Origin of the sequence: Magnetovibrio sp., assembly GCF_036568125.1 — a bacterium.
Classification (GTDB): domain Bacteria; phylum Pseudomonadota; class Alphaproteobacteria; order Rhodospirillales; family Magnetovibrionaceae; genus Magnetovibrio.
This window is the reverse complement of record NZ_DATCTF010000010.1, coordinates 15,782-34,987: the sequence shown is the minus strand read 5'-3', so window position 1 is coordinate 34,987 and position 19,206 is coordinate 15,782. Positions and strand designations below refer to the sequence as shown.

Here is a 19,206-nt window from a genome sequence, read left to right as displayed (position 1 = left end):
TTCGTAATATCAGGTGCCTAGCACTTTAAAAAAACAGATCCCGTTAGGGCTCAAAATAACTTAAAAATATAACGGCTCGTTTCACCGTTCTTAAAATATGGATAAATATATACAATCATAAAGAGCGTTTGTCAAGAGCGAATTGGCCTACCACCTGTTTTTGCTGCGAAAATTTGAAGGCTGAATGCACGTATATAGAAGAGCCCCTCCCCCCCTCTGCCCCCCATTAAGACTTGCCCCCAGAAAACCACTATGTGTTTGCTGACAGCACGCCTCTTACTTCGTTTGGAGGATTCGTAGCTCAGCGAGAGAGCCACAGCAGAACCCGCTAGGGTTCTAGCGACTTCGTTGACCATGCACAGAAATAGAGTAGAATCACTGTGCACGACGTTAATTTTCACGGAGAGGTGCAAGGCCTCTAAAGAGAAAACCCCCAGGTTTCCCTGGGGGTTATCATGGTGGGCACGACTGGGATTGAACCAGTGACCCCTTCGATGTCAACGAAGTGCTCTCCCGCTGAGCTACGCGCCCGATTGGTATCGGGTCCGACGCGAATATGCGGTTTTGTGCGGCGGACGCGGCTTTTTAATCCGATCCGGCGGGCTTGGCAAGCCCTCAATCACGATCAAGGCGCTCAACTTGTGTGAACGGCGGTGAATTTGGCGTTGCCAGGGCGGTTCTCAATCTGTAACACCTTTAAGTCAGGGGTGGGCACAGCGTTCGCTCTTGTTCACACGCCCTCAGATTCGCCGCCCCACAAATTGGATTTCCGCCACCGATGACGACCACCGCGCTCAATGCCACGCCTTTGCTGGACCCAGAAGTCGAAACGCCGTTCGACATCTTGGAACCGCTGGTGCAGACCGCGCCGGTGGTGTTCGCATCGCCCCACAGCGGCCACGACTACCCCGCATCGTTCGTCGCCGCCAGCCAGTTGGACCCGGTGTCGCTGCGCCGGTCCGAAGATGCGTTCGTCGACGAGCTATACGAACAGGCCCCGCATTTCGGCACGCCGCTGATCCGCGCCCATTTCCCCCGCGCTTACGCCGACCCCAATCGCGAGCCATGGGAACTGGACCCCGACATGTTCGACGAACGCCTTCCCGGTTGGGTCAACACCACCAGCCCGCGGGTGCGCGCCGGGCTCGGCACCGTCGCCAAGGTGGTCACCGACGGCGCAGAAATTTACGCCGGCAAGATCACCTTCATTGAAGCGCAAAGCCGTGTTGAGCATTGCTACAAGCCCTATCACGCCGCCCTCGATGCGCTTTTGCAGCGCACCCACGAACAATTCGGCACCTATCTGCTGATCGATTGCCATTCCATGCCGTCGATCGGCGGGCCCATGGACCGCGACCCCGGCGACAACCGCGTCGACATGGTGCTGGGCGACGCCAACGGCACCGCCTGCACCCAACGCGTCACCAATTTGGCCCATCAGGTGTTGCGCGACATGGGCTACCGGGTCGTGTTGAACACCCCTTACGCCGGCGGCTTCACCACGCGCAATTACGGCAAGCCGTTCGAGAACAAGCACGCCTTGCAAATCGAGGTGAACCGCGCGTTGTATATGGACGAGCAAACCATCACGCGTTCGGATGGGTTCGCCAAGCTGGCGCAAGACCTCGGCCGTTTGATCGAGGCCTTGGTCGGCATCGACCAAAGTCTTTTGCAACGGTGAGGCGGTCATGACCGATATTGCAAGCCACATCGTCATCCGCGATTCCCGGCCCGAAGACGTGGCCGACATCCAGCGCATTTACGCCCACCATGTGCAGACCGGCACCGCCAGCTTCGAAGAAGTCGCGCCCAACGTGCACACCATCGCGGAGCGCCGCCAGGGCGTTGTGAACGGCGGGGCGCCGTACATCGTCGCGGAACTCGACGGCGTGGTTCACGGATTTGCCTACGCAACCAGTTTCCGCCCCCGTTCCGCGTATCGCCACACGGTGGAAGATTCCATCTACGTCGATCCCGAGGCGACCGGCAAAGGCATCGGCTCGCAGCTTCTCGGCACCTTGATCGAGCGCTGCACTCAACTGGGCTATCGGCAAATGGTCGCCGTCATCGGCGGCGCGCAGAACGTTGCATCGATCAATCTGCACAAGCGTCACGGCTTCGCGCAGGCCGGGCACTTGAAGTCCACCGGTTTCAAATTCGGCGCGTGGGTGGATACGATCATCATGCAACGCCCGCTCGGGCCCGGCGACAGCACCCTGCCCGAATAAATCGCGCTTCAAACATTGCCTCAAGCTGGCATGCCCTTTGCTACGCTGAGGGCATGATGATGACAGCCACACCCCTTTTCCGTTTCGCCTACACCCGCCCGATTCTGGCCGGATTGACTGCGGGTATTGTCTTGCTTTTGGCTGACCGCGCCCTGTCCGCGCCGCTTGCGGAAACGGCACAAGCCTATGAAAAAGAAGCAAATACCTGCATTTCCGCCATTGCCGAGCAAGAACGCCGCCACACCATCCCGCACGGCCTTTTGCAGGCCATTTCACTGGCCGAGTCGGGGCGCTGGTTCGAAGACGTCGGTGACGCGCGCGTCCGCAAAGGGGGGGAAATTATTGCCTGGCCATGGACCGTCACGACCGGCGGCAAGGGGCATTTTCTGCCCAACCGCATCGATGCCATCGCATTCGTGCAGTCTTTGCAAGCCGACGGCGTGCAAAACATCGACGTCGGCTGCATGCAGATCAATCTGAAATACCACCCCGATGCCTTCGCCAGCATCGAACAGGCCTTCGACGCCCGCGCCAACGCCGCCTACGCCGCGGGTTTCCTCAAGGCGCGTCATGCGGTGTCGCGATCGTGGCTGCAAGCGGCAGGGGATTATCATTCCACCACGCCCGAGCTCAACCACAACTACCGCCTCAAAGTTTCGAAACTGTGGCAAAAGACCGCCAGCGCCGACTTCATGACCGCCAGCACCGCCACGCCCGGCGATGCATCCAGCGCCCTGCCGCATCACAAGGCGCTGATCGTTCAGCCCGACCCCAACGCCACGCAACGCTTCAACAAAGCCTTCAAGATCCGCCGCGACACCACCACCAGCGTCCGCCCCGGCCAAGAAATCGCCAATCGCGTCAACGCCTTGAAACCCGGTGCACACCTGATGCGGCCGACCGGCGCAAGTCGTGAGGACACCTTCGCCCAGCGCCGTCAGGCGCAATTGGCGGCGTGGCGTCAATCCAACGTCAATTGATTGTCCCTGCTTTTAAGCTCACGCCCTGGTGACAATTTCACGGTTGCCGTGGCGGTGCGCTCGTCCTAAAAGAGGCTCCCCATTGTTTGACGCGCGAACGACACTATATTGGTGTCTCGCAGACGGGCGCGGCTCCACACTTTTAACGGCAAGGCTATGACGGCACCTCTCACCCCACGCACCAACAGCGAAGTTCTGACCGCGACGCTTGATTTCCATGACAAAAAGGTCGTCGATATCGGCTGCGGCGAAGGTCATCTGGTGCGTTTGATGACACGCCACGGGGCCAAAGCCTTCGGCATCGAATGCAACCCTGAGCAGTTGGAAAAAGCCCACGCGGAAAAACCCGTGGCGGACGAAGTGTATTACGCCGGTCGCGCCGAAGACCTGCCGTTCGCCCCCGACAGCATCGACATCGCGGTGTTTTTCAACAGCCTGCATCACGTCGATGTGGACAATATGGGCCAAGCCCTGCGCGAGGCGGCGCGGGTGTTGAAATCGGGCGGCTTCCTGTACGTCTGCGAACCGATTGCCGAAGGCCCGCATTTCGAGTTGATGCAGCCCGTGCACGACGAAACCGTGGTGCGCGCCAAGGCCTATGAGGCTCTTCAAGGGGCCGATCAATTCGGCCTCTCGCTGCAAAACGAGTTCACCTACGTCCACCCGGCCCAGCACAAAGACTTCGCCCACTTCAAAGAACGCATGCTGCGCATCAACCCGCAGCGCGAAGAAGAATTCGCGCGTCTGGAAGACGACCTGCGGGACGCCTTCGCGCGCCTGGGCCAGCCCACCGACGGCGGGTTCTCGTTCGACCAGCCGATGCGCGTCAATCTGTTCAGCAAAGACTGAATTCCCGCATTTTCGCCACCCGTCACGCCGTTCATGGTCGTTTAAGAGATAAGGCGCTATACTGAGCGCCTGTTGAACCGATTCGCGAACTGAGAGCAATCATGGCAAATGGCATAAACGAGGAAGACGAGCACAAGGCCCTGTTGGACGTGCCGCTCGAAGTCACGGCCGTTCTGGGCACCGCCAACATGAAGGTCAGCCAGCTTCTCAAGATGGGTCGCGGCGCCGTGGTTCAGTTGGAACGCAGCGTCGGCGAAGACATCGAGATCAAGGCCAACGGCAACCTCATCGCCCGCGGCGAAGTGGTCGTGGTCGAGGATCACCTCGCCATCACCATGACCAAAATCTACAAAACCAACATCAGCCGCTGACGTTTACGGCTGTCCTTTAAGCGCGCACGGTGCGCAACTCCGCCCACGCGGTGGTGTAACGCGGCGAACGGTGTTCGCGGCGCAGATGCCAGCCGCTGCCGAACCCCGTCGCCCCCAACCGCACCAGATCGCGTCCACCCCTGTGCCCACCGTTCAGGCGGTCCAAAGCGTTTTGCAGCCGCTCGGCCTTGTCCTGGCGAACCGCCGGGGGTGCGAACAGGCTTTGCTGCGCCGCCCCCGCCGGGGCGAGGTCGAGCATCATCACCCCGGCCTTTTTATAGCCAAAGCCCGGTTTGTAGGCCTGGCGTAACGCCCGCACCGCCGCCGCGGTCAAATCCGCGGTTAGGTTCGACGGGCTCGCCAGCGCCACCGTGGCGCTGGCCTGGCATTGGGGCTGGCGGGTGTTGAACCGATCGGTCAGCGCGAACGCCGTGACTTGGCCGGCCACCAGTCCGCCTTGGCGCAGGCGTTCGCCCGCCCGCGCGGCGAAGGTGGCGATGGCGTCCTTGACGTCGTCGAAGTCCATCACCGGACGCGAAAAAGACCGCGACGCCACGCAAGACTTGCGATCCGGCGGCTGACTTTCCAACGCAAAACACGGCGTGCCCAACAGCTCCACCTGGGTGCGCGCACCGGTGACGCCCATATGTTTGCGCACCCAGTGTTGCGATTGGCGGGTGAAGTCCAGCGCGCTGAGCACGCCCAGGGCCTTCAGGCGTTTCGACCATTGACGTCCGATGCCCCACACGTCGCCCACCGGGGTCGCGGCCAGCGCGGCCTCCCGCGTCCGCTCGTCGCCCAACACTGCGACGCCGCCCAGAGCCGGATTTTTCTTCGCCCGCTCCGCCGCCAGCTTGGCCAAGCTCTTGGTCGGCGCAATGCCGACGGACACCGGAATTCCGGTCCAGCGCTTGACCGTGGCGCGCAGCGCGCGCGCATGGGCATAGAGGTCCCAGCCGTCGAACCCGTCGAGCCCCAAAAACGCCTCGTCGATGGAATAGATTTCCACATCGGGACTGAACTGACCGAGCACCGCCATCACCCGCGCCGACATATCGCCGTACAGTTCGTAATTGGATGAAAACACCTGCACGTCGTAACGCGTCAACAAATCGCGCACCTTGAAGTACGGCACGCCCATAGGGATGCCGATGGTCTTGACCTCGCTGGAGCGCGCCACGATGCAGCCGTCGTTGTTGGATAGCACTGCCACCGGACGGCCTTCCAGGTCGGGGCGGAACACGCGCTCGCACGAAGCGTAAAAGTTATTGCAGTCGATGAGGGCATAAAGGCGCGTCATTTCGACAAGTTCCGCACCGAATTGGTGACCACCCCCCAAATGGCCGAGGTTTCGCCCCCCTCTTCATCGTTGGCCAGATGGATGGGCGGAAAATCGGGGTGTTCCGCCACCAACCGCCACGCGCCGCGCCGTCCCTTGAGACGCTTGACCGTCAACTCGCCCTCGACCACCGCGATCACCACGTGGCCGTCATGGGGCTCGACACTGCGATCCACCACCAGCAGGTCGCCGGGGAAAATGCCCGCGCCGGTCATCGATTCACCCTCGACCCGCACGATGAACGTCGCCGCCGGATGGCGGATCAAGTGGCGGTTCAGATCCAGGCTGCCTTCGATATAGTCCTCGGCCGGCGACGGAAACCCGGCACGCACCGGACTGGCCAGCACCGGCAACGGACGCTTGGTCTTCGCCCCGGCGCGCCACGCCCGTCCCTGGCCCAACGACAGCCACACCGGCGGCGTTTGATACGCCGGCGGCATCGGGGACACCGGGGGGCGGGGCGGGGCGAGCGCCGGGGATATAGGCCGGCTCAATGGGGGTTTCGCCAACGGATGGGACATGGCTGCGGCTCCTCTTCTTGGGCAACATCGCAAAAGAACGAAACAAGAACATAACATGTCATGCGCCCCCCTTCAACGGCCTTGCAAACGCCCCTTAGCGGTTCATACTGAAAGAGAATGGCACAGGACCTAGCAACCGGGAGGTGCGTGATGTTGATCGGCGTTCCGAAAGAAATCAAAGTCGGCGAGTTTCGCGTCGGCATGACCCCCGCCAGCGTGCGCGAGGCCATCGCCCACGGCCATCGGGTGGTGGTCGAAAGCAACGCCGGCATCGGCATCGGCGCATCGGACCAAGATTACGAAAAGCTCGGCGCGACCATCGCGGCGGATGCGGCCGTTGTGTGGGCCACAGCCGACTTGGTGGTGAAGGTCAAGGAACCCCAGGCGGTCGAACGCGCCCACTTGCGCCCCGGTCAAATCCTGTTCACCTATCTGCATCTGGCCCCGGACGCGGCGCAAACCAGCGACCTGATCGCCAGCGGCGCGATCTGCATCGCTTATGAAACCGTGACCTCGGCACGCGGCGACTTGCCACTGCTCCACCCCATGAGCGAGGTCGCGGGGCGCATGTCGATCCAGGTCGCGGCGCATGCCTTGGAACGCGAGGCGGGCGGACGCGGCATGCTGCTGGGCGGTGTGCCCGGCGTCGCCCCGGCGAAAGTCGCCGTCATCGGCGGCGGCACGGTGGGCACTAACGCGGTGCTGATGGCTGTGGGCAGCGGCGCGGACGTGGTGGTGCTGGACAAAAGCAACGAGACGCTCCGTGCGCTGAATGCGCGCTTCGGCGCGCGCATCAAGACCGTTTATTCCAACAGCGAAACCCTGGAACAACACGTGATCGACGCCGACGTGGTGGTCGGCGGGGTGCTGATCCCCGGTGCCGCAGCACCCAAGCTGGTCAGCGAAGACATGATCAAGGCCATGCGCGCGGGCGCGGTGGTGGTCGACGTCGCCATCGACCAAGGCGGCTGCATCGCCACCGCCCACGGCACCACCCACAAAGATCCCACCTACATCCTCCACGACGTGGTGCATTACGCGGTCACCAACATGCCCGGCGCGGTGCCGCACACGTCGACCTACGCGCTCAACAACGCGACGCTGCCGTTCATCCTCGCCATTGCCGACAAGGGTGCGAAGAGGGCGTTGAAGGACGACCCTCACCTGCTGAACGGCTTGAACGTGATGAATGGAAAGATAACGTGTCGGGCGGTGGCCGAGGCCCAGGGCCTCGACTTCACCGATCCGCAAGATTTGCTCTAGGACAAGCTCTAGACGGCGTGAAAAAACACACCCCACATCAGCAAACCAACCGCCGTTAAAACGATGGAGTTGGCTGCGATGCCGCCAAAGGCCGCCGTGGAAAACTGGCGCAAGCCGATCAACAGCGCCATCACGCCGCCGCCCACGGCGAGCAAGATGCCCAACAGCATCACCGCCGCATTGAGGTAGACGAAGAACTCAGCCTCGACGGGGTTGTAGGGAATGAACGAGCCGCCCCAAAACAGGGCGTTGGCCGCGGCGCCGATGACAACGGGCAGCACAAAGGGCATTTTCCCCTTAATCATCAGGCGGGTAGGCTTTGCGATCATATGCATATCCGTATCTCCCGCTACAGGTTGTTTCATTGACGTTAGAGTGACATGGTTTCTCGGCAGGTGCTGTGACGGTGCGCATACCCCCTCATGTCACCCCCGTTTGGCCGCCGAAGGCATGCCTTGAAACGTCATAAACTTGTAACCACATGAAATTCGTAGCATCATTTGTCGGACTTAACGCGCAAGGGGACGATTTAAGAGGCCCTAAAGTGCGTCAAGCTGCGCCTATGGTGGGAGGATTGTATGATTATCAAACGGTTATGTTTGTATATTTCGGTGCTGTTAGTGGCGATGGCGACACAGGCGCACGCGGCATCGCTGACAGACACCCGCCCCTTGACCCTTGGCTTCATGCCGTACCTCAACGCCGAACTGCTGATCGAAAAATACACCCCGCTCGCGACCTACCTGTCCGAAAAGCTCGAGCGCGAAGTCCACGTTACGGTGGCCAAGAACTATGCCGAGCACATCCGCTTGGCCGGAGAAGACAAGATCGACATTGCCTTTCTCGGTGGCAGCACCTATGTGACCATCGGCGAGAAGTACGGTTTGAAGCCTCTTTTGGCGCGTTACGAATTTGAAGGCACGCCAACCTTTCGCTCCGTCATATTCGTCGACAAGAACAGCCCCTATAAAAACCTAACCGACCTTGTCGGCAAGCGCGTGGCGTTCGGCAACGCTAATTCCACCCTAAGCACCCAAGTGCCGGTTTACATGTTGCTGCAAGCCGGAGTTGGCTTGGGCGACCTGGGCCAATACAGACACCTGCGCAACCACAGCAACGTAATCCTCGGCGTCGAATTCGGCGATTTCGATGCCGGTGCCGTGGCCGAGGAGGTGTTCCGCGAAAATGCGGACAAGAACATCCGCCCCCTGGCCTATTCCCCCGACCTTTCCACCCATGTTTTCGCCACACGAAGCACAATGAACCCAGAACTGCGAAAAAAAATCGCTACGGCTCTTTTGGATTTGCAGCAGACCCCCCGAGGCCTCGCCATACTCAAAAACATTGGTGAAACCTTGACGGGGTTCGTGCCGGTTAGCGATCGGGATTATGACTTGCATCGGGATATTCTCCGTCAAGTCATCCCGCTTCTTGAACCGTAAGGCCATGGCATGAAAACGCAATTGGCGCGTAGGAACAGGTGGCTTTTTATCGTGCTTGTATCGGCATTGGGCGCATGCGTCGCGAGCGCAAGTTTTTATGTCTACTCCCAGCAAAAGCAACAGCTCGTCCGTGGACTGGAACGGAAAGCGGAAACGGAGGTCGATCTGATCGGCGCCAGCCTGACCGACGCCATGCTGCGTCATGACTATTCAGAAGGTCTTCAACTCCTCACTGGTTGGCCGAACAATCACCACGGCATCGACTTCTTGCAGGTGGTATTCGACAACGGCCGAGTTTTCTTTTCCTACGGTGACGAAAATGCATCGAACGATCTGTTAAAAATTGAACGCACCTTTCAATACGCCACACGATCCTTGACCATGACGGTGGCGCACGATTTGGCAGAAACGAAGGATGCCCTGACCAATTTGGGCTGGAACTTGGCGATCTATTCTCTACTGCTTACGGCCCTGATGGGAACAACCCTGTGGTTTGTTTTGTTTCGTTGGATGATCGCGCCGATGGAACAGGAAATCGAAACGCAAACCCATGAACTCAGGGCCGCAAAAACCAACCTGGAAGATCAGGTCAAGGATCGCACCGCCTTGTTGTTGAGCGAAGTTGAGATTCGTAAAAAAGCCGAACAGTCCTTGCGCAAACTGGTCCGCGCCGTCGAACAAAGTCCCGTCATGATCTTTATCACCAACCTCGATGGAATGATCGAGTACGTCAATCCGAAGTTCGTCCACATTACCGGTTACAGCCCGGAAGAAGCCATCGGGCGCACCCCAAACATACTTAAATCCCCCGACACGCCCGCGAGCGTGCATGAAGATCTGTGGTCAAACATCAAAGCGGGCCGGGAATGGCACCACGAAATGAAGGACCGCCGCAAGGATGGAACAGAATTTTGGGCCAATGTCTCCATTTCCCCGATCCGCGGCAGCGATGACGTCATCACCCATTTCGTCGCGATGCACGAAGACATCACCGAACGCAAAATGGCCGAAGAGGCTATGCGCAATGCACAACAAGCGGCGGAATTGGCGAACAAGGCCAAAACCGATCTGATGGCCAACATGAGTCACGAACTGCGCACGCCGCTCAACGCCATCATCGGTTTTTCGGAAACCATGAAGCACAGCGTGTTCGGCCCCATGGGCAACCCGCAATATGAAGAATACGCAGCCTTCATTCACAGTTCGGGCACGCACTTGCTACACCTCATCAACGATATTTTGGATGTATCCGCGGTCGAGGCCGGCAAGTTGACTTTGAGGGAAGAGGAAGTGAGTCTCGCCGATATCTGCGAAGCCGCCCTTCACATCATCCGTCCCAAAGCCCGCGAGGCCTATATTACGCTCACCGGTATTGAAGACACGACCCTGCCCTTGCTGATGGCCGACCCGCTCCGCCTCAAACAGATTTTCATCAATCTTCTTTCCAACGCCATCAAGTTCACACCTGAACGCGGCACGGTCACCTGTAGTGCGTCGTTGGATGAAGAAAATAATATGCTCATCACCTTCGCCGACACCGGCATCGGCATGGATGGGCCAAGCCTGAACAAGGCCTTGGAAAAATTCGGCCAGGTGGACAGTTCTCTATCGCGCAAACACGAAGGCACGGGATTGGGCTTACCGCTTACCAAAGGATTGGTTGAGCTTCATGGTGGCGTCATGGAAATTTTCAGCGAGCCCGACAAAGGCACCACGGTTACCATTCGCTTTCCCGCAGAGCGCGTGATCATGGTCGACCAAGACAGCCTTGCCATTGTCTGATGCCATCGCCGACCCCGTTTAGAACAGTCCCTCAATTTCGCCATCGGCGTTGACGCGGATGCCTTCGGCCGACGGGTGACGCGGCAGACCCGGCATGGTCATGATGTCACCGCAGATCACCACCACGAATTCCGCGCCCGCAGACAAGCGCACGTCGCGCACCGGCACCACATGGTTGGACGGCGCGCCCAGCAAGTCCGGGTCGGTGGAAAAGCTATACTGAGTCTTGGCGATGCACACCGGTAAATCGCCAAAACCGTCGTCTTGATACATCTTGAACTTGGCGCGGATTTTTTTGTCCGCGATCACCCCTTGGGCGCCGTACATCATCCGCGCCACCGTGCGGGTCTTGTCCCACAACGGCATATTGTCGGGGTAAAGGGTGCGGAACTCAGACGCATCGGATTGCGCCAACGCGACCACCGCCTTGGCAAGTTCTTCCGCCCCCGCACCGCCGTCGGCGTGATGGGTGCAGGCGATCGCCCCGACCTCCAATTCGGCGCATCTCTGGCGCAATAGATCGACCTCTTGATCCGTGTCCTCGGCGAAACGATTGAGCGCAACGACCACCGGCACGCCAAAATGGTGCAGGTTTTCCACGTGGCGCGACAGGTTCTCGAAACCCTTGATCAAGGCGTCTTCGTTGGGTCGAGCGTATTCGCCCTTTTGCGCCCCACCTTGCATTTTCAGGGCGCGCAACGTCGCCACCAGCACCACGGCGTCGGGCTTGAGACCGCCTTTGCGACATTTGATGTCGAAGAATTTCTCCGCGCCGAGGTCCGCGCCGAAGCCGGCTTCGGTGACAACGTAATCGGCGCACTTCAAAGCCGTCTTGGTGGCCATCAGCGAATTGCAACCATGCGCGATGTTGGCGAACGGCCCACCGTGCACGAACGCTGGCGTGCCTTCCAAGGTCTGCACCAAGTTGGGCTTGAGCGCATCCTTGAGCAGCGCGGCCATGGCCCCCTCGGCCTTGATTTCGGATGCCCGCACGAAGCGTTGCTGGTCCATATCTTGGCCGATGATGATGTTGCCGAGTCTGCGTTGCAGATCGCTCAGATCGGTCGCCAGGCACAAGATCGCCATGATCTCGCTGGCGGCGGTGATGTCGAACCCGCCTTGACGGGGCGCGCCGTTGGCCACCCCGCCCAAACTGGTGACCATGTCGCGCAACGAACGATCGTTCATGTCCACGGCGCGCCGCCAACTGATGCGACGATTGTCCAGGTGCAAGTCTTGACGCCAATAGATGGCGTTGTCGATCATCGCTGCGAGCAAGTTGTTGGCCGCCGCGATGGCGTGAAAATCGCCGGTAAAATGCAGGTTGATGTCTTCCATGGGGATGACTTGCGCATGACCGCCGCCCGCCGCGCCACCCTTCATGCCGAAACACGGGCCCAGGCTCGGCTCACGCAAACAAATCGCGGTTTTCTTGCCGATGCGCGACAGTCCGTCGCCGAGGCCAACCGTCGTGGTGGTCTTGCCCTCGCCCGCCGGGGTCGGTGAAATGGCGGTGACCAAAACCAAGCGACCGTCGTTTTGATCTTTCTGGGCATCGATCCAATCGAGCGCAACCTTGGCCTTGTCATTGCCGTATCGCACCAAAGCATCATCCGGGATAGCGAGTTTGGCGGCGATGTCGCCGATGGGTTGAGGCGTGACCGCCCGTGCGATGTCCAGATCGTTCATTGTGATAGTCCCCATCCGCGCTGTTGCTGCTGTCGTGATTTAAACGCGCATTGAGATGGAACGCAATCCGCCGGTACGGATTTGCGCACGAAAAAGGCCGCTCCACCAAACGGTGGATCGGCCTTTGTCATCGTCAAACCGGTTTGCTTACTTAGAGCATACCCGCGCCGATTCCCGCATCAGCTCCAAAAAACGCTGACGCACCACGGCATCGTCGATCTGATAGAACGTGCGGACCAATTCCAGCGTTTCGCGGCGATCCAGAATTTCCGCATCCGGCGCGCTGGCGGGAATGGGCTTGCCTTTTTTCGAGCCTTTGTCGGCGTACGATTTCAGCTCGGTCGTCATTTCGTCGAAGAAATACGAAATGGGAACACCCAAAATGCGGCTGAATTCGAACAGACGACCGGAGCCGATCCGGTTCGCGCCACGTTCGTACTTTTGAATTTGTTGAAACGTCAAAGCGACCTTTTCGCCAAGATCTTTTTGGCTCATGCCCAACAGTCCGCGGCGGGCGCGAATGCGTGCACCAACGTGTGCATCAATGGGCGTAGGACCGTCTTTCGTCTTGCGCGGAGCACCTTTGGCTTTTGCAGTTACAGTCATATTGAACACCTTTGTTTTCTACCCTTCCCAAATGCAATCATAAGTCGGAATGGTGCAAATAAATCTTATTTTTCTTGGCGCAACCAACGACTCCAATAACCACAACTCTTTATAGACTGTTTTTTCCGAATAATCGACAACGATTAATCTCACAAATGAAAAAAACATTAAAACGATGCCTGAAACCCTCGAGTTTTCCACAAATTCAAATTATTTTGATCCGTTGAAGGAGTTGATAACGTGCTGTATCGCCTTCGACATCGGCCGCACCCGCAACGGCGCAACCAACGCACCCCATATGCGAGTTTAAGTATATAACATAATCCTGTAATAAGGGTGTATGGCGGGCAAAATCTCATTCCCTCTTGGCCCGCAAAACATAAGCGTTCATGATGGTGGAAGAGTTTAGGAACACCGGTGCGTTGAGTGCGCTCATGATCGACCAGACAAAACCCGCCGCAGAACGAATTACGGGCGAAATGCAAAAACGTCCCGTACGGTTGCAGCGCGCTCAGGAACTGAAAAAGAAAATTGGCACGATCATCAAGGACCATCCCAACAAAAGCATCAGCGTGATCCGGCGCTGGTTGCATGAAGACCAGAGTTGAAAGCCCCTGCAATTGAATTCCATGACCATACGCCCCGTCCTTCTGTCATTGCTTTGCGCCGTCATCGCCGCCCCCGCGCCCGCATGGGCGAGCGGCTCGACCTTGATGTCCACACCCGTCGAGCAAAGCGCGACCATCCGCGGCGACCTGCCCGGGCCGGGGCGTCCTGGGGTTTTCGCATTGCGCACGTCCGATCAATGGAAGGCATTCCAAGGAGAACAGCGCCTTAACTGGCCTGTGGCAATCGATTTCAACCGCGACATGGTGATCGCCGTGATGCTGGGCACGCGCAACAGCGGCGGCTACACCGCCAAAATTTCCGATGTACGCGCCACCGATTGGGTGGTCGAAGTCACCTACAGCGAAATACCACCTCAAGCGACACAGCCTGTCATCCAGACGTTGACCAACCCGTACGTACTCAGCGTCATCGCGCAATCGCAAAACCCGGTGGTGTTCAGCCGTGGTCATTTCGGCATGCAAGCCGTCCCCTACACCGAATACACGCGCCTGATCCGCAAGATCAGCGAACTGTCTTATCAGTTGGACGACGAACAGCGTAAAAACGCCATGGCGCAAGGACGCATTCGCGATCTGACGGATTTGCTCACGCGCTCAACCGCACAACCCGCGAACTGAGAACCCAAGACATGACCGCCCCCAGTCGCCCCATCGATGCCATTTACTCTCAACTTGAAACCCTGTTCGGCGCGCGTGTGTCGATCAACGCCGGGGTGCGCGAGACCCATGGCCGTGGCGAGGGCTCCCAACTCTGCCAACCGCCCGATGCGGTCGTATTTCCCAACTCGACCGACGAAATCAGTCGGTTAGCCAAGCTGTGCCACGGCGCGGGCGTGCCGCTGATCCCGTTCGGCGCTGGGACGTCGTTAGAAGGTCACGTCGCCGCGCCGATGGGCGGCGTTTCGATCGACTTCTCCAATATGAACGCCATCTTGGAGGTGCACGCCGAAGACCTCGATGCGGTGGTGCAGCCGGGCGTAACGCGCAAGCAGCTCAACGCTCACCTGCGCGACACCGGCCTCTTTTTCCCCGTCGACCCCGGCGCGGACGCCACCATCGGCGGCATGTGCGCGACCCGCGCCAGCGGCACCTCGACCGTGCGCTATGGTTCGATGAAAGACAACGTCCTGGCGATGGAAGTGGTGCTTGCCGACGGGCGTGTGATCAAAACCGGCAACCGCGCCCGCAAGTCGGCGGCCGGTTACGACCTGACCCGCTTGATGATCGGTTCGGAAGGCACGCTCGGCATCATCACCGCCGTCACCGTCAAGCTGCACGGCATCCCCGAAACCGTCACCGCTGCCGTGTGCCCGTTTCCAGACATCGAAAGTGCCGTCAATTGCGTCATAACCGCCGTGCAGATGGGCGTGCCGATGGCCCGCATAGAACTGATGGACGCCGTGTCCATGGCGGCGGTCAACGCCTATTCCAATCTCGCGTACGCCGAAGCGCCGACCTTGTTTTTGGAATTCGAAGGCGCCCCCGCGTCGGTGACGGAGCAGGTCGAAACCCTCAAGGCCTTGGCCGAAGATCTCGGCGGCACCGACTTCCAATGGGCCGACAAGGCCGAGGACCGCAATCGCCTTTGGTCGGCGCGCCACACCATGTACTACGCGGGGCTGGCGTTGCGCCCCGGTGCACGGGCCCTGACCACCGACGTGTGCGTGCCCATTTCCAATCTGTCCGACTGCATTGGCCGCACCCACAAAGCGCTGGAAGAAAGCGCGCTGACCGGTCTCATTCTCGGCCATGTGGGTGACGGCAACTTCCACACCCTGCTGCTGTTCGATCCGGAAAATCCGGCCGAGGTCGAGGAAGCCGAACGCCTCAACGCCGCAATCGTCGACCAAGCCTTGGCGCTGGAGGGCACCTGCACCGGCGAGCACGGCGTCGGTCAAGGCAAGACCAAGTATCTGCGCCAGGAACTGGGCGTAGAAGCCGTCGATGTGATGGCGCAAGTGAAGGCGGCGCTTGATCCCACCAACATTCTCAATCCAGGCAAAGTGATCCCGAAAAACTGACGACGAAGGGAAGGACACCGCGATGAGCACCCCGCAAAGCGGCATTTTCGTTGAAGGCCACCGTTACCTGCACGCGTTGGAATACACGCTCGATCCCACCGCGAAGCCGGGCGCTCTAACGGCGGCCCTACAGGCAGCGGCCAACATCGCCCACACGTCTATTGCCGAAATCGTAATCGCCTTCGGGCCGATGCTGTGGGCGCGTCTGGCGCGCGACAGCATGCCCAGCGGCTTTACGGACTTTCAGCCCATCGATGGTCCGAAAGCGCACGCCCCCGCTACCCAGCACGACATCTTGGTGTGGCTGCACGCGCCGAACCGCGATCAGGTGATGGATGCGGTGTTGGCCATCGACGGGGTGTTCACGAAGGTCGCCCACCGCGAGCTTGATCTGCCCGGCTTTGTATATCGCGACAGCCGCGACCTCACCGGATTCGTCGACGGCAGCGCCAACCCCAAGGACGACGCGGCCAAAACCGCAGCAGCCTTGGTGCCCGCAGGTGAACCCGGCGCGGGCGGGGCGATCGTGTTGTCGCAAAAATGGGTGCATAACTTGGCCAAGTTCAACACCTTGAAAGTGCCGGATCAGGAACGCGTGATCGGCCGCACCAAGGCCGACAGCGTCGAACTGGAAGGTGACGCCCAGCCCAAGGACTCCCACGTCAGCCGCACGGACCTCAAGGTTCACGGCGTGGCGCAAAAGATGTACCGGCGCAGTTTCCCATACGGCACGGCGGGCGAACACGGCCTCTACTTCCTCGCTTTCGCGTGCGAGCAAGAACGCTTCGACAACGTGCTGTCCAGCATGTACGGGTTGAGCGAAGACGCCACCACCGACCACCTGCTGGACTTTTCCACACCGGTCACCGGAAGTTATTGGTTCGCGCCGTGCGAAGAGGATTTAAAGGCTGCGCTGGATTAGATCTGAAGGCATTCCAGATTTAAGGCGTCCAGGTGTCGATATCGACCACCGACTGTTCGCCGTTGATCATGTCTTTGACTTCGTGGTTTTCCTGCTCCGCGTTGGCGGGAAACCACACATAAGGGATGCCTTTGCGCGAGGCGTATTTCATCTGCGCCTTGAGCGATTTGGCCTCGTGATACATTTCGACCTTGAAGCCGCGTTCGCGCAGTTTGCGGGACGTTACGCCCAGGTCTGTACGTGACGATCCCGGCAGGCACGCGACCATCACGTCGGTCGGGCATTTTGCGCCGACCTCGATGCGGCCTTCCTTGACCAGCTTGGAAAAGATCCGCGAAAAGCCGATGGAGATGCCCACCCCCGGCAACTTCTGGCGCGAGTACGAACCCACCAGATTGTCGTAGCGCCCGCCTGCGCACACGGTCGGGAAATCGGGATAATCGACCAGTTTCCCCTCGTAAACGGTGCCTGTGTAATAGTCGAAGCCACGCGCGATGGACATGTCGGCGACAACGGTGCCTTTTTCCAGGTGCGCCAGTTCCAACATCACGAAGGTCAGTTCTTCCAGCCCCGCTTCCAGCAATTCGTTGTCGATGCCGAATGCGCGCACTTCATCGGCGAACCCCGTGTCGGCGGTTTTGATCGAGGCCAGTTCGACGCATTTGCTCGCCACCGACGGGGCGAGGCCGAGCTCTTCGGTCAATCCTTGGATCACGCCGTCGTGACCGATCTTGTCGAGCTTGTCGGCGATGCGGATGGCGTTCACCACGTCTTCGATGCCCAGCCCCTGATAGAAGCCTTGCAGGATCTTGCGGTTGTTGATGTGCAGACGCACCGGACCGACGTCGAGGCGCGACAGCACGTCCAAGGTCATCGCCGGGATTTCGGCGTCGAAGTGCAACGAGACCTCGTCCATGTCGATGACGTCGATGTCGCATTGGTAAAATTCGCGCAAACGGCCTTCCTGCGGGCGTTCGCCGCGCCAACAACGCTGCATCTGATACCGTTTGAACGGAAACACCAGATCGCCGAAGTGCTGGGCGACGTAACGCGCCATCGGTACGGTCAGGTCGTAATGCAGCGCCAGGCGGCCGCCGCCGCTGGCTGTATCGTCTTCGCCGGGCTCGGCCGCCAAGCGGCGCAAACCATAGATTTCCTTGTCCGCGTCGCCACCCTTGGCGGCGAGCACGTCGATTTCTTCGACCGACGGCGTTTCGATGGAACAAAAACCGTATTGTTCGAACGCGGCGCGGATCTGATCCAGCCAGCGCTGTTCGACCAAGCGCACCTCGGGCAGCCATTCCAAAAAGCCGGAAATGGGGCGCGGTTTGTAGATGTCGTTTTTGCCGCTCATGGGAGGTGTCCGATCCATCGTTGTCCAATAAGGGGGCTATTTGTATCCGAGCGGCCTTCCGTAATCAAAGGCTAATCAAGGTTTAATCGGCTTTGAGACGCTCCAAAGGGCCCTTGAGCTTGCGTGCGCGGGCTTTGAGCGCCGCAATAGGGCTGACGAGCGCCGTTTCAGTCATTTTCAGTGCGACGTCGATCAAGCTGGCATCCTTGTGCGCCAACTCGGCCATGCCTTGCAGCGCCGAGGTGCGCACGATGCGGCTGTCGGCGCGTTCGAACCATTTGGTGAAAATGCGCGCCAAATCGTCGATCTCGTCGCTTTCCAGCTCCAAGCGCGTGACCAACTGCGCCAGATGCCACCGCACCTCGTTCTGGGTTGCGACCTCAATTAAATCGAGGAGAAAGTCCTTGTGACGCGCCAACAGCTCGGCGTGCTGCACCGTGGCCTTTTCCAAGGCGTCCGCCGCACGCATGCGCACCGCCGGGTTGGCGTACGACATCAGGTCCACCAGTTCGTTGATGTAGCCGGGGTTGCCGACCGCCAGACGCACCGCCGCGCCTACCTGCCCGGTGGTGCGGCCGTCACCATCTTTCAACAAATTCAGCATCTTGCCCATGCAGCGCCCTCATCCGCGTATGCGCATATGATAACACAAGTGGGGGCTATTTGGGCGAGTGCGCAATGGGCTTATGGGCGGCGATTTCCTCATCGCTGAGCCCTTGCAGTTCGTGGGGAAACACCAGCCACTTGTCGGTTTGATGAACGTAGTAATCGGGTTCGAAATCGACTTTGCGCTTGGTCGGTTTGTAGTAAATCGTCGCGACTTTGATGGTGCCGGGCGTGTTGGCGCGCGACAGCTCCCGGATCCTGCGGATCACCGCATCAACGCTGCGCCCGGAATCGAAGGTGTCATCGACGATCAGCAGGCTGTCTTCGGCGTTGGCGTTTTCAACGATGTAATGCAATCCGTGCACGCGGATTTCGTCGTTTTGCTGCCAAATCCCGGTGTACGACGAGGTGCGGATGGCGATGTGATCGGTGGTGATGCCGCGATGTTCCAACAACTCCTGCACCGCGATGCCCACCGGGGTCCCGCCCCGCCAGATCGCGACGATGTAGTTGGGCATGAAGCCGTCGTCGAGGATCTGGTGGGCGAGCCGGAAGGAATCATCGAGCAACTCGTTCGCCGTGATGAAGATTTTATCGCTCATGC

Annotated in this window: 20 protein-coding genes and 1 tRNA gene; 12 read left to right on the top strand and 9 right to left on the bottom strand. The window is 59.5% G+C overall.

Annotated features, from left to right (window positions below):
* Window positions 1–456 precede the first annotated feature (456 nt).
* Window positions 457–531 (bottom strand) — tRNA-Val (locus tag VIN96_RS04870).
* A gap of 247 nt (window positions 532–778) precedes the next feature.
* Between VIN96_RS04870 and VIN96_RS04865 the strand changes: the two genes are divergently transcribed.
* The 5 genes from VIN96_RS04865 to fliN all read left to right on the top strand — a co-directional run bounded on the left by VIN96_RS04865 (window position 779) and on the right by fliN (window position 4,428).
* Entirely contained in the window at window positions 779–1,681 is a 903-nt protein-coding gene (locus tag VIN96_RS04865) for an N-formylglutamate amidohydrolase (protein ID WP_331894323.1), read from the top strand.
* A gap of 7 nt (window positions 1,682–1,688) precedes the next feature.
* Window positions 1,689–2,228: an N-acetyltransferase family protein gene (locus tag VIN96_RS04860; RefSeq protein ID WP_331894321.1), complete on the top strand. Its 540-nt coding sequence runs from the start codon at window positions 1,689–1,691 to the stop codon at window positions 2,226–2,228.
* A gap of 59 nt (window positions 2,229–2,287) precedes the next feature.
* Entirely contained in the window at window positions 2,288–3,208 is a 921-nt protein-coding gene (locus tag VIN96_RS04855) for a hypothetical protein (RefSeq protein WP_331894319.1), read from the top strand.
* A gap of 156 nt (window positions 3,209–3,364) precedes the next feature.
* Entirely contained in the window at window positions 3,365–4,057 is a 693-nt protein-coding gene (locus tag VIN96_RS04850) for a class I SAM-dependent methyltransferase (RefSeq protein ID WP_331894318.1), read from the top strand.
* A 101-nt stretch (window positions 4,058–4,158) separates the two neighbouring features.
* Window positions 4,159–4,428, top strand: a complete 270-nt coding sequence (fliN, locus tag VIN96_RS04845) for a flagellar motor switch protein FliN (protein ID WP_331894317.1) — start codon at window positions 4,159–4,161, stop codon at window positions 4,426–4,428.
* A 16-nt stretch (window positions 4,429–4,444) separates the two neighbouring features.
* On the opposite strand, the gene VIN96_RS04840 is transcribed toward fliN, so the two are convergent.
* Window positions 4,445–5,728: a Y-family DNA polymerase gene (locus VIN96_RS04840; RefSeq protein ID WP_331894315.1), complete on the bottom strand. Its 1,284-nt coding sequence runs from the start codon at window positions 5,726–5,728 to the stop codon at window positions 4,445–4,447.
* Window positions 5,725–6,207, bottom strand: a complete 483-nt coding sequence (locus VIN96_RS04835) for a translesion error-prone DNA polymerase V autoproteolytic subunit (RefSeq protein ID WP_331894313.1) — start codon at window positions 6,205–6,207, stop codon at window positions 5,725–5,727. The genes VIN96_RS04840 and VIN96_RS04835 overlap by 4 nt, the downstream gene beginning before the upstream one ends.
* A gap of 231 nt (window positions 6,208–6,438) precedes the next feature.
* On the opposite strand from VIN96_RS04835, the gene ald reads away from it, so the two are divergent.
* Window positions 6,439–7,551: an alanine dehydrogenase gene (gene ald / locus VIN96_RS04830; RefSeq protein ID WP_331894312.1), complete on the top strand. Its 1,113-nt coding sequence runs from the start codon at window positions 6,439–6,441 to the stop codon at window positions 7,549–7,551.
* An 8-nt stretch (window positions 7,552–7,559) separates the two neighbouring features.
* Here the strand turns inward: ald and VIN96_RS04825 are convergent, their stop codons facing one another.
* Window positions 7,560–7,880 (bottom strand): hypothetical protein, encoded by a 321-nt coding sequence (locus VIN96_RS04825; protein WP_331894310.1) that lies wholly within the window; start codon window positions 7,878–7,880, stop codon window positions 7,560–7,562.
* A gap of 249 nt (window positions 7,881–8,129) precedes the next feature.
* On the opposite strand from VIN96_RS04825, the gene phnD reads away from it, so the two are divergent.
* A complete protein-coding gene (gene phnD, locus VIN96_RS04820) occupies window positions 8,130–8,993 on the top strand; it encodes a phosphate/phosphite/phosphonate ABC transporter substrate-binding protein (RefSeq protein WP_331894309.1) in 864 nt (287 codons plus the stop codon).
* 51 nt (window positions 8,994–9,044) lie between these two features.
* On the top strand, window positions 9,045–10,775 hold the full coding sequence (locus VIN96_RS04815) for a PAS domain-containing sensor histidine kinase (RefSeq protein WP_331894307.1): 1,731 nt from the start codon (window positions 9,045–9,047) through the stop codon (window positions 10,773–10,775).
* Between the two features lie 18 nt (window positions 10,776–10,793).
* Here the strand turns inward: VIN96_RS04815 and VIN96_RS04810 are convergent, their stop codons facing one another.
* Window positions 10,794–12,464, bottom strand: a complete 1,671-nt coding sequence (locus tag VIN96_RS04810; protein ID WP_331894306.1) for a formate--tetrahydrofolate ligase — start codon at window positions 12,462–12,464, stop codon at window positions 10,794–10,796.
* Window positions 12,465–12,611: 147 nt separating this feature from the next.
* A complete protein-coding gene (locus VIN96_RS04805; protein ID WP_331894305.1) occupies window positions 12,612–13,070 on the bottom strand; it encodes a helix-turn-helix transcriptional regulator in 459 nt (152 codons plus the stop codon).
* Between the two features lie 434 nt (window positions 13,071–13,504).
* Here VIN96_RS04805 and VIN96_RS04800 point away from each other — a divergent pair, with 434 nt between their 5' ends.
* The 4 genes from VIN96_RS04800 to VIN96_RS04785 are packed head-to-tail and all read left to right on the top strand — an operon-like array spanning window position 13,505 to window position 16,642.
* Entirely contained in the window at window positions 13,505–13,678 is a 174-nt protein-coding gene (locus VIN96_RS04800) for a hypothetical protein (RefSeq protein WP_331894304.1), read from the top strand.
* A gap of 21 nt (window positions 13,679–13,699) precedes the next feature.
* On the top strand, window positions 13,700–14,317 hold the full coding sequence (locus VIN96_RS04795; RefSeq protein WP_331894303.1) for a protease complex subunit PrcB family protein: 618 nt from the start codon (window positions 13,700–13,702) through the stop codon (window positions 14,315–14,317).
* Window positions 14,318–14,328: 11 nt separating this feature from the next.
* Entirely contained in the window at window positions 14,329–15,720 is a 1,392-nt protein-coding gene (locus VIN96_RS04790; protein ID WP_331894302.1) for an FAD-linked oxidase C-terminal domain-containing protein, read from the top strand.
* A 22-nt stretch (window positions 15,721–15,742) separates the two neighbouring features.
* Window positions 15,743–16,642 carry a Dyp-type peroxidase gene (locus VIN96_RS04785; protein WP_331894301.1) on the top strand — a complete coding sequence of 300 codons (900 nt, stop codon included), beginning with the start codon at window positions 15,743–15,745 and terminating at the stop codon, window positions 16,640–16,642.
* A 19-nt stretch (window positions 16,643–16,661) separates the two neighbouring features.
* Here VIN96_RS04785 and hisS read toward each other — a convergent pair whose 3' ends face one another.
* The 3 genes from hisS to VIN96_RS04770 form a co-directional block, all read right to left on the bottom strand.
* The gene (gene hisS, locus VIN96_RS04780) at window positions 16,662–17,996 is read right to left on the bottom strand and encodes a histidine--tRNA ligase (protein ID WP_331894300.1); all 1,335 of its coding nucleotides are present in this window, start codon (window positions 17,994–17,996) and stop codon (window positions 16,662–16,664) included.
* 82 nt (window positions 17,997–18,078) lie between these two features.
* Window positions 18,079–18,609, bottom strand: a complete 531-nt coding sequence (locus VIN96_RS04775) for a hypothetical protein (protein WP_331894299.1) — start codon at window positions 18,607–18,609, stop codon at window positions 18,079–18,081.
* 46 nt (window positions 18,610–18,655) lie between these two features.
* Window positions 18,656–19,204 (bottom strand): phosphoribosyltransferase, encoded by a 549-nt coding sequence (locus VIN96_RS04770; protein WP_331894298.1) that lies wholly within the window; start codon window positions 19,202–19,204, stop codon window positions 18,656–18,658.
* Window positions 19,205–19,206: the final 2 nt, after the last annotated feature.

Excerpts from the sequence above, each read along its gene's own strand:
- VIN96_RS04865 (WP_331894323.1), top strand. The coding sequence starts at position 779 with ATGACGACCACCGCGCTCAATGCCACGCCTTTGCTGGACCCAGAAGTC.
- VIN96_RS04860 (WP_331894321.1), top strand. The coding sequence starts at position 1,689 with ATGACCGATATTGCAAGCCACATCGTCATCCGCGATTCCCGGCCCGAA.
- VIN96_RS04855 (WP_331894319.1), top strand. The coding sequence starts at position 2,288 with ATGACAGCCACACCCCTTTTCCGTTTCGCCTACACCCGCCCGATTCTG.
- VIN96_RS04850 (WP_331894318.1), top strand. The coding sequence starts at position 3,365 with ATGACGGCACCTCTCACCCCACGCACCAACAGCGAAGTTCTGACCGCG.
- fliN (WP_331894317.1), top strand. The coding sequence starts at position 4,159 with ATGGCAAATGGCATAAACGAGGAAGACGAGCACAAGGCCCTGTTGGAC.
- VIN96_RS04840 (WP_331894315.1), bottom strand. The coding sequence starts at position 5,728 with ATGACGCGCCTTTATGCCCTCATCGACTGCAATAACTTTTACGCTTCG.
- VIN96_RS04835 (WP_331894313.1), bottom strand. The coding sequence starts at position 6,207 with ATGCCGCCGGCGTATCAAACGCCGCCGGTGTGGCTGTCGTTGGGCCAG.
- ald (WP_331894312.1), top strand. The coding sequence starts at position 6,439 with ATGTTGATCGGCGTTCCGAAAGAAATCAAAGTCGGCGAGTTTCGCGTC.
- VIN96_RS04825 (WP_331894310.1), bottom strand. The coding sequence starts at position 7,880 with ATGATCGCAAAGCCTACCCGCCTGATGATTAAGGGGAAAATGCCCTTT.
- phnD (WP_331894309.1), top strand. The coding sequence starts at position 8,130 with ATGATTATCAAACGGTTATGTTTGTATATTTCGGTGCTGTTAGTGGCG.
- VIN96_RS04810 (WP_331894306.1), bottom strand. The coding sequence starts at position 12,464 with ATGAACGATCTGGACATCGCACGGGCGGTCACGCCTCAACCCATCGGC.
- VIN96_RS04805 (WP_331894305.1), bottom strand. The coding sequence starts at position 13,070 with ATGACTGTAACTGCAAAAGCCAAAGGTGCTCCGCGCAAGACGAAAGAC.
- VIN96_RS04800 (WP_331894304.1), top strand. The coding sequence starts at position 13,505 with ATGATCGACCAGACAAAACCCGCCGCAGAACGAATTACGGGCGAAATG.
- VIN96_RS04795 (WP_331894303.1), top strand. The coding sequence starts at position 13,700 with ATGACCATACGCCCCGTCCTTCTGTCATTGCTTTGCGCCGTCATCGCC.
- VIN96_RS04790 (WP_331894302.1), top strand. The coding sequence starts at position 14,329 with ATGACCGCCCCCAGTCGCCCCATCGATGCCATTTACTCTCAACTTGAA.
- VIN96_RS04785 (WP_331894301.1), top strand. The coding sequence starts at position 15,743 with ATGAGCACCCCGCAAAGCGGCATTTTCGTTGAAGGCCACCGTTACCTG.
- hisS (WP_331894300.1), bottom strand. The coding sequence starts at position 17,996 with ATGAGCGGCAAAAACGACATCTACAAACCGCGCCCCATTTCCGGCTTT.
- VIN96_RS04775 (WP_331894299.1), bottom strand. The coding sequence starts at position 18,609 with ATGGGCAAGATGCTGAATTTGTTGAAAGATGGTGACGGCCGCACCACC.
- VIN96_RS04770 (WP_331894298.1), bottom strand. The coding sequence starts at position 19,204 with ATGAGCGATAAAATCTTCATCACGGCGAACGAGTTGCTCGATGATTCC.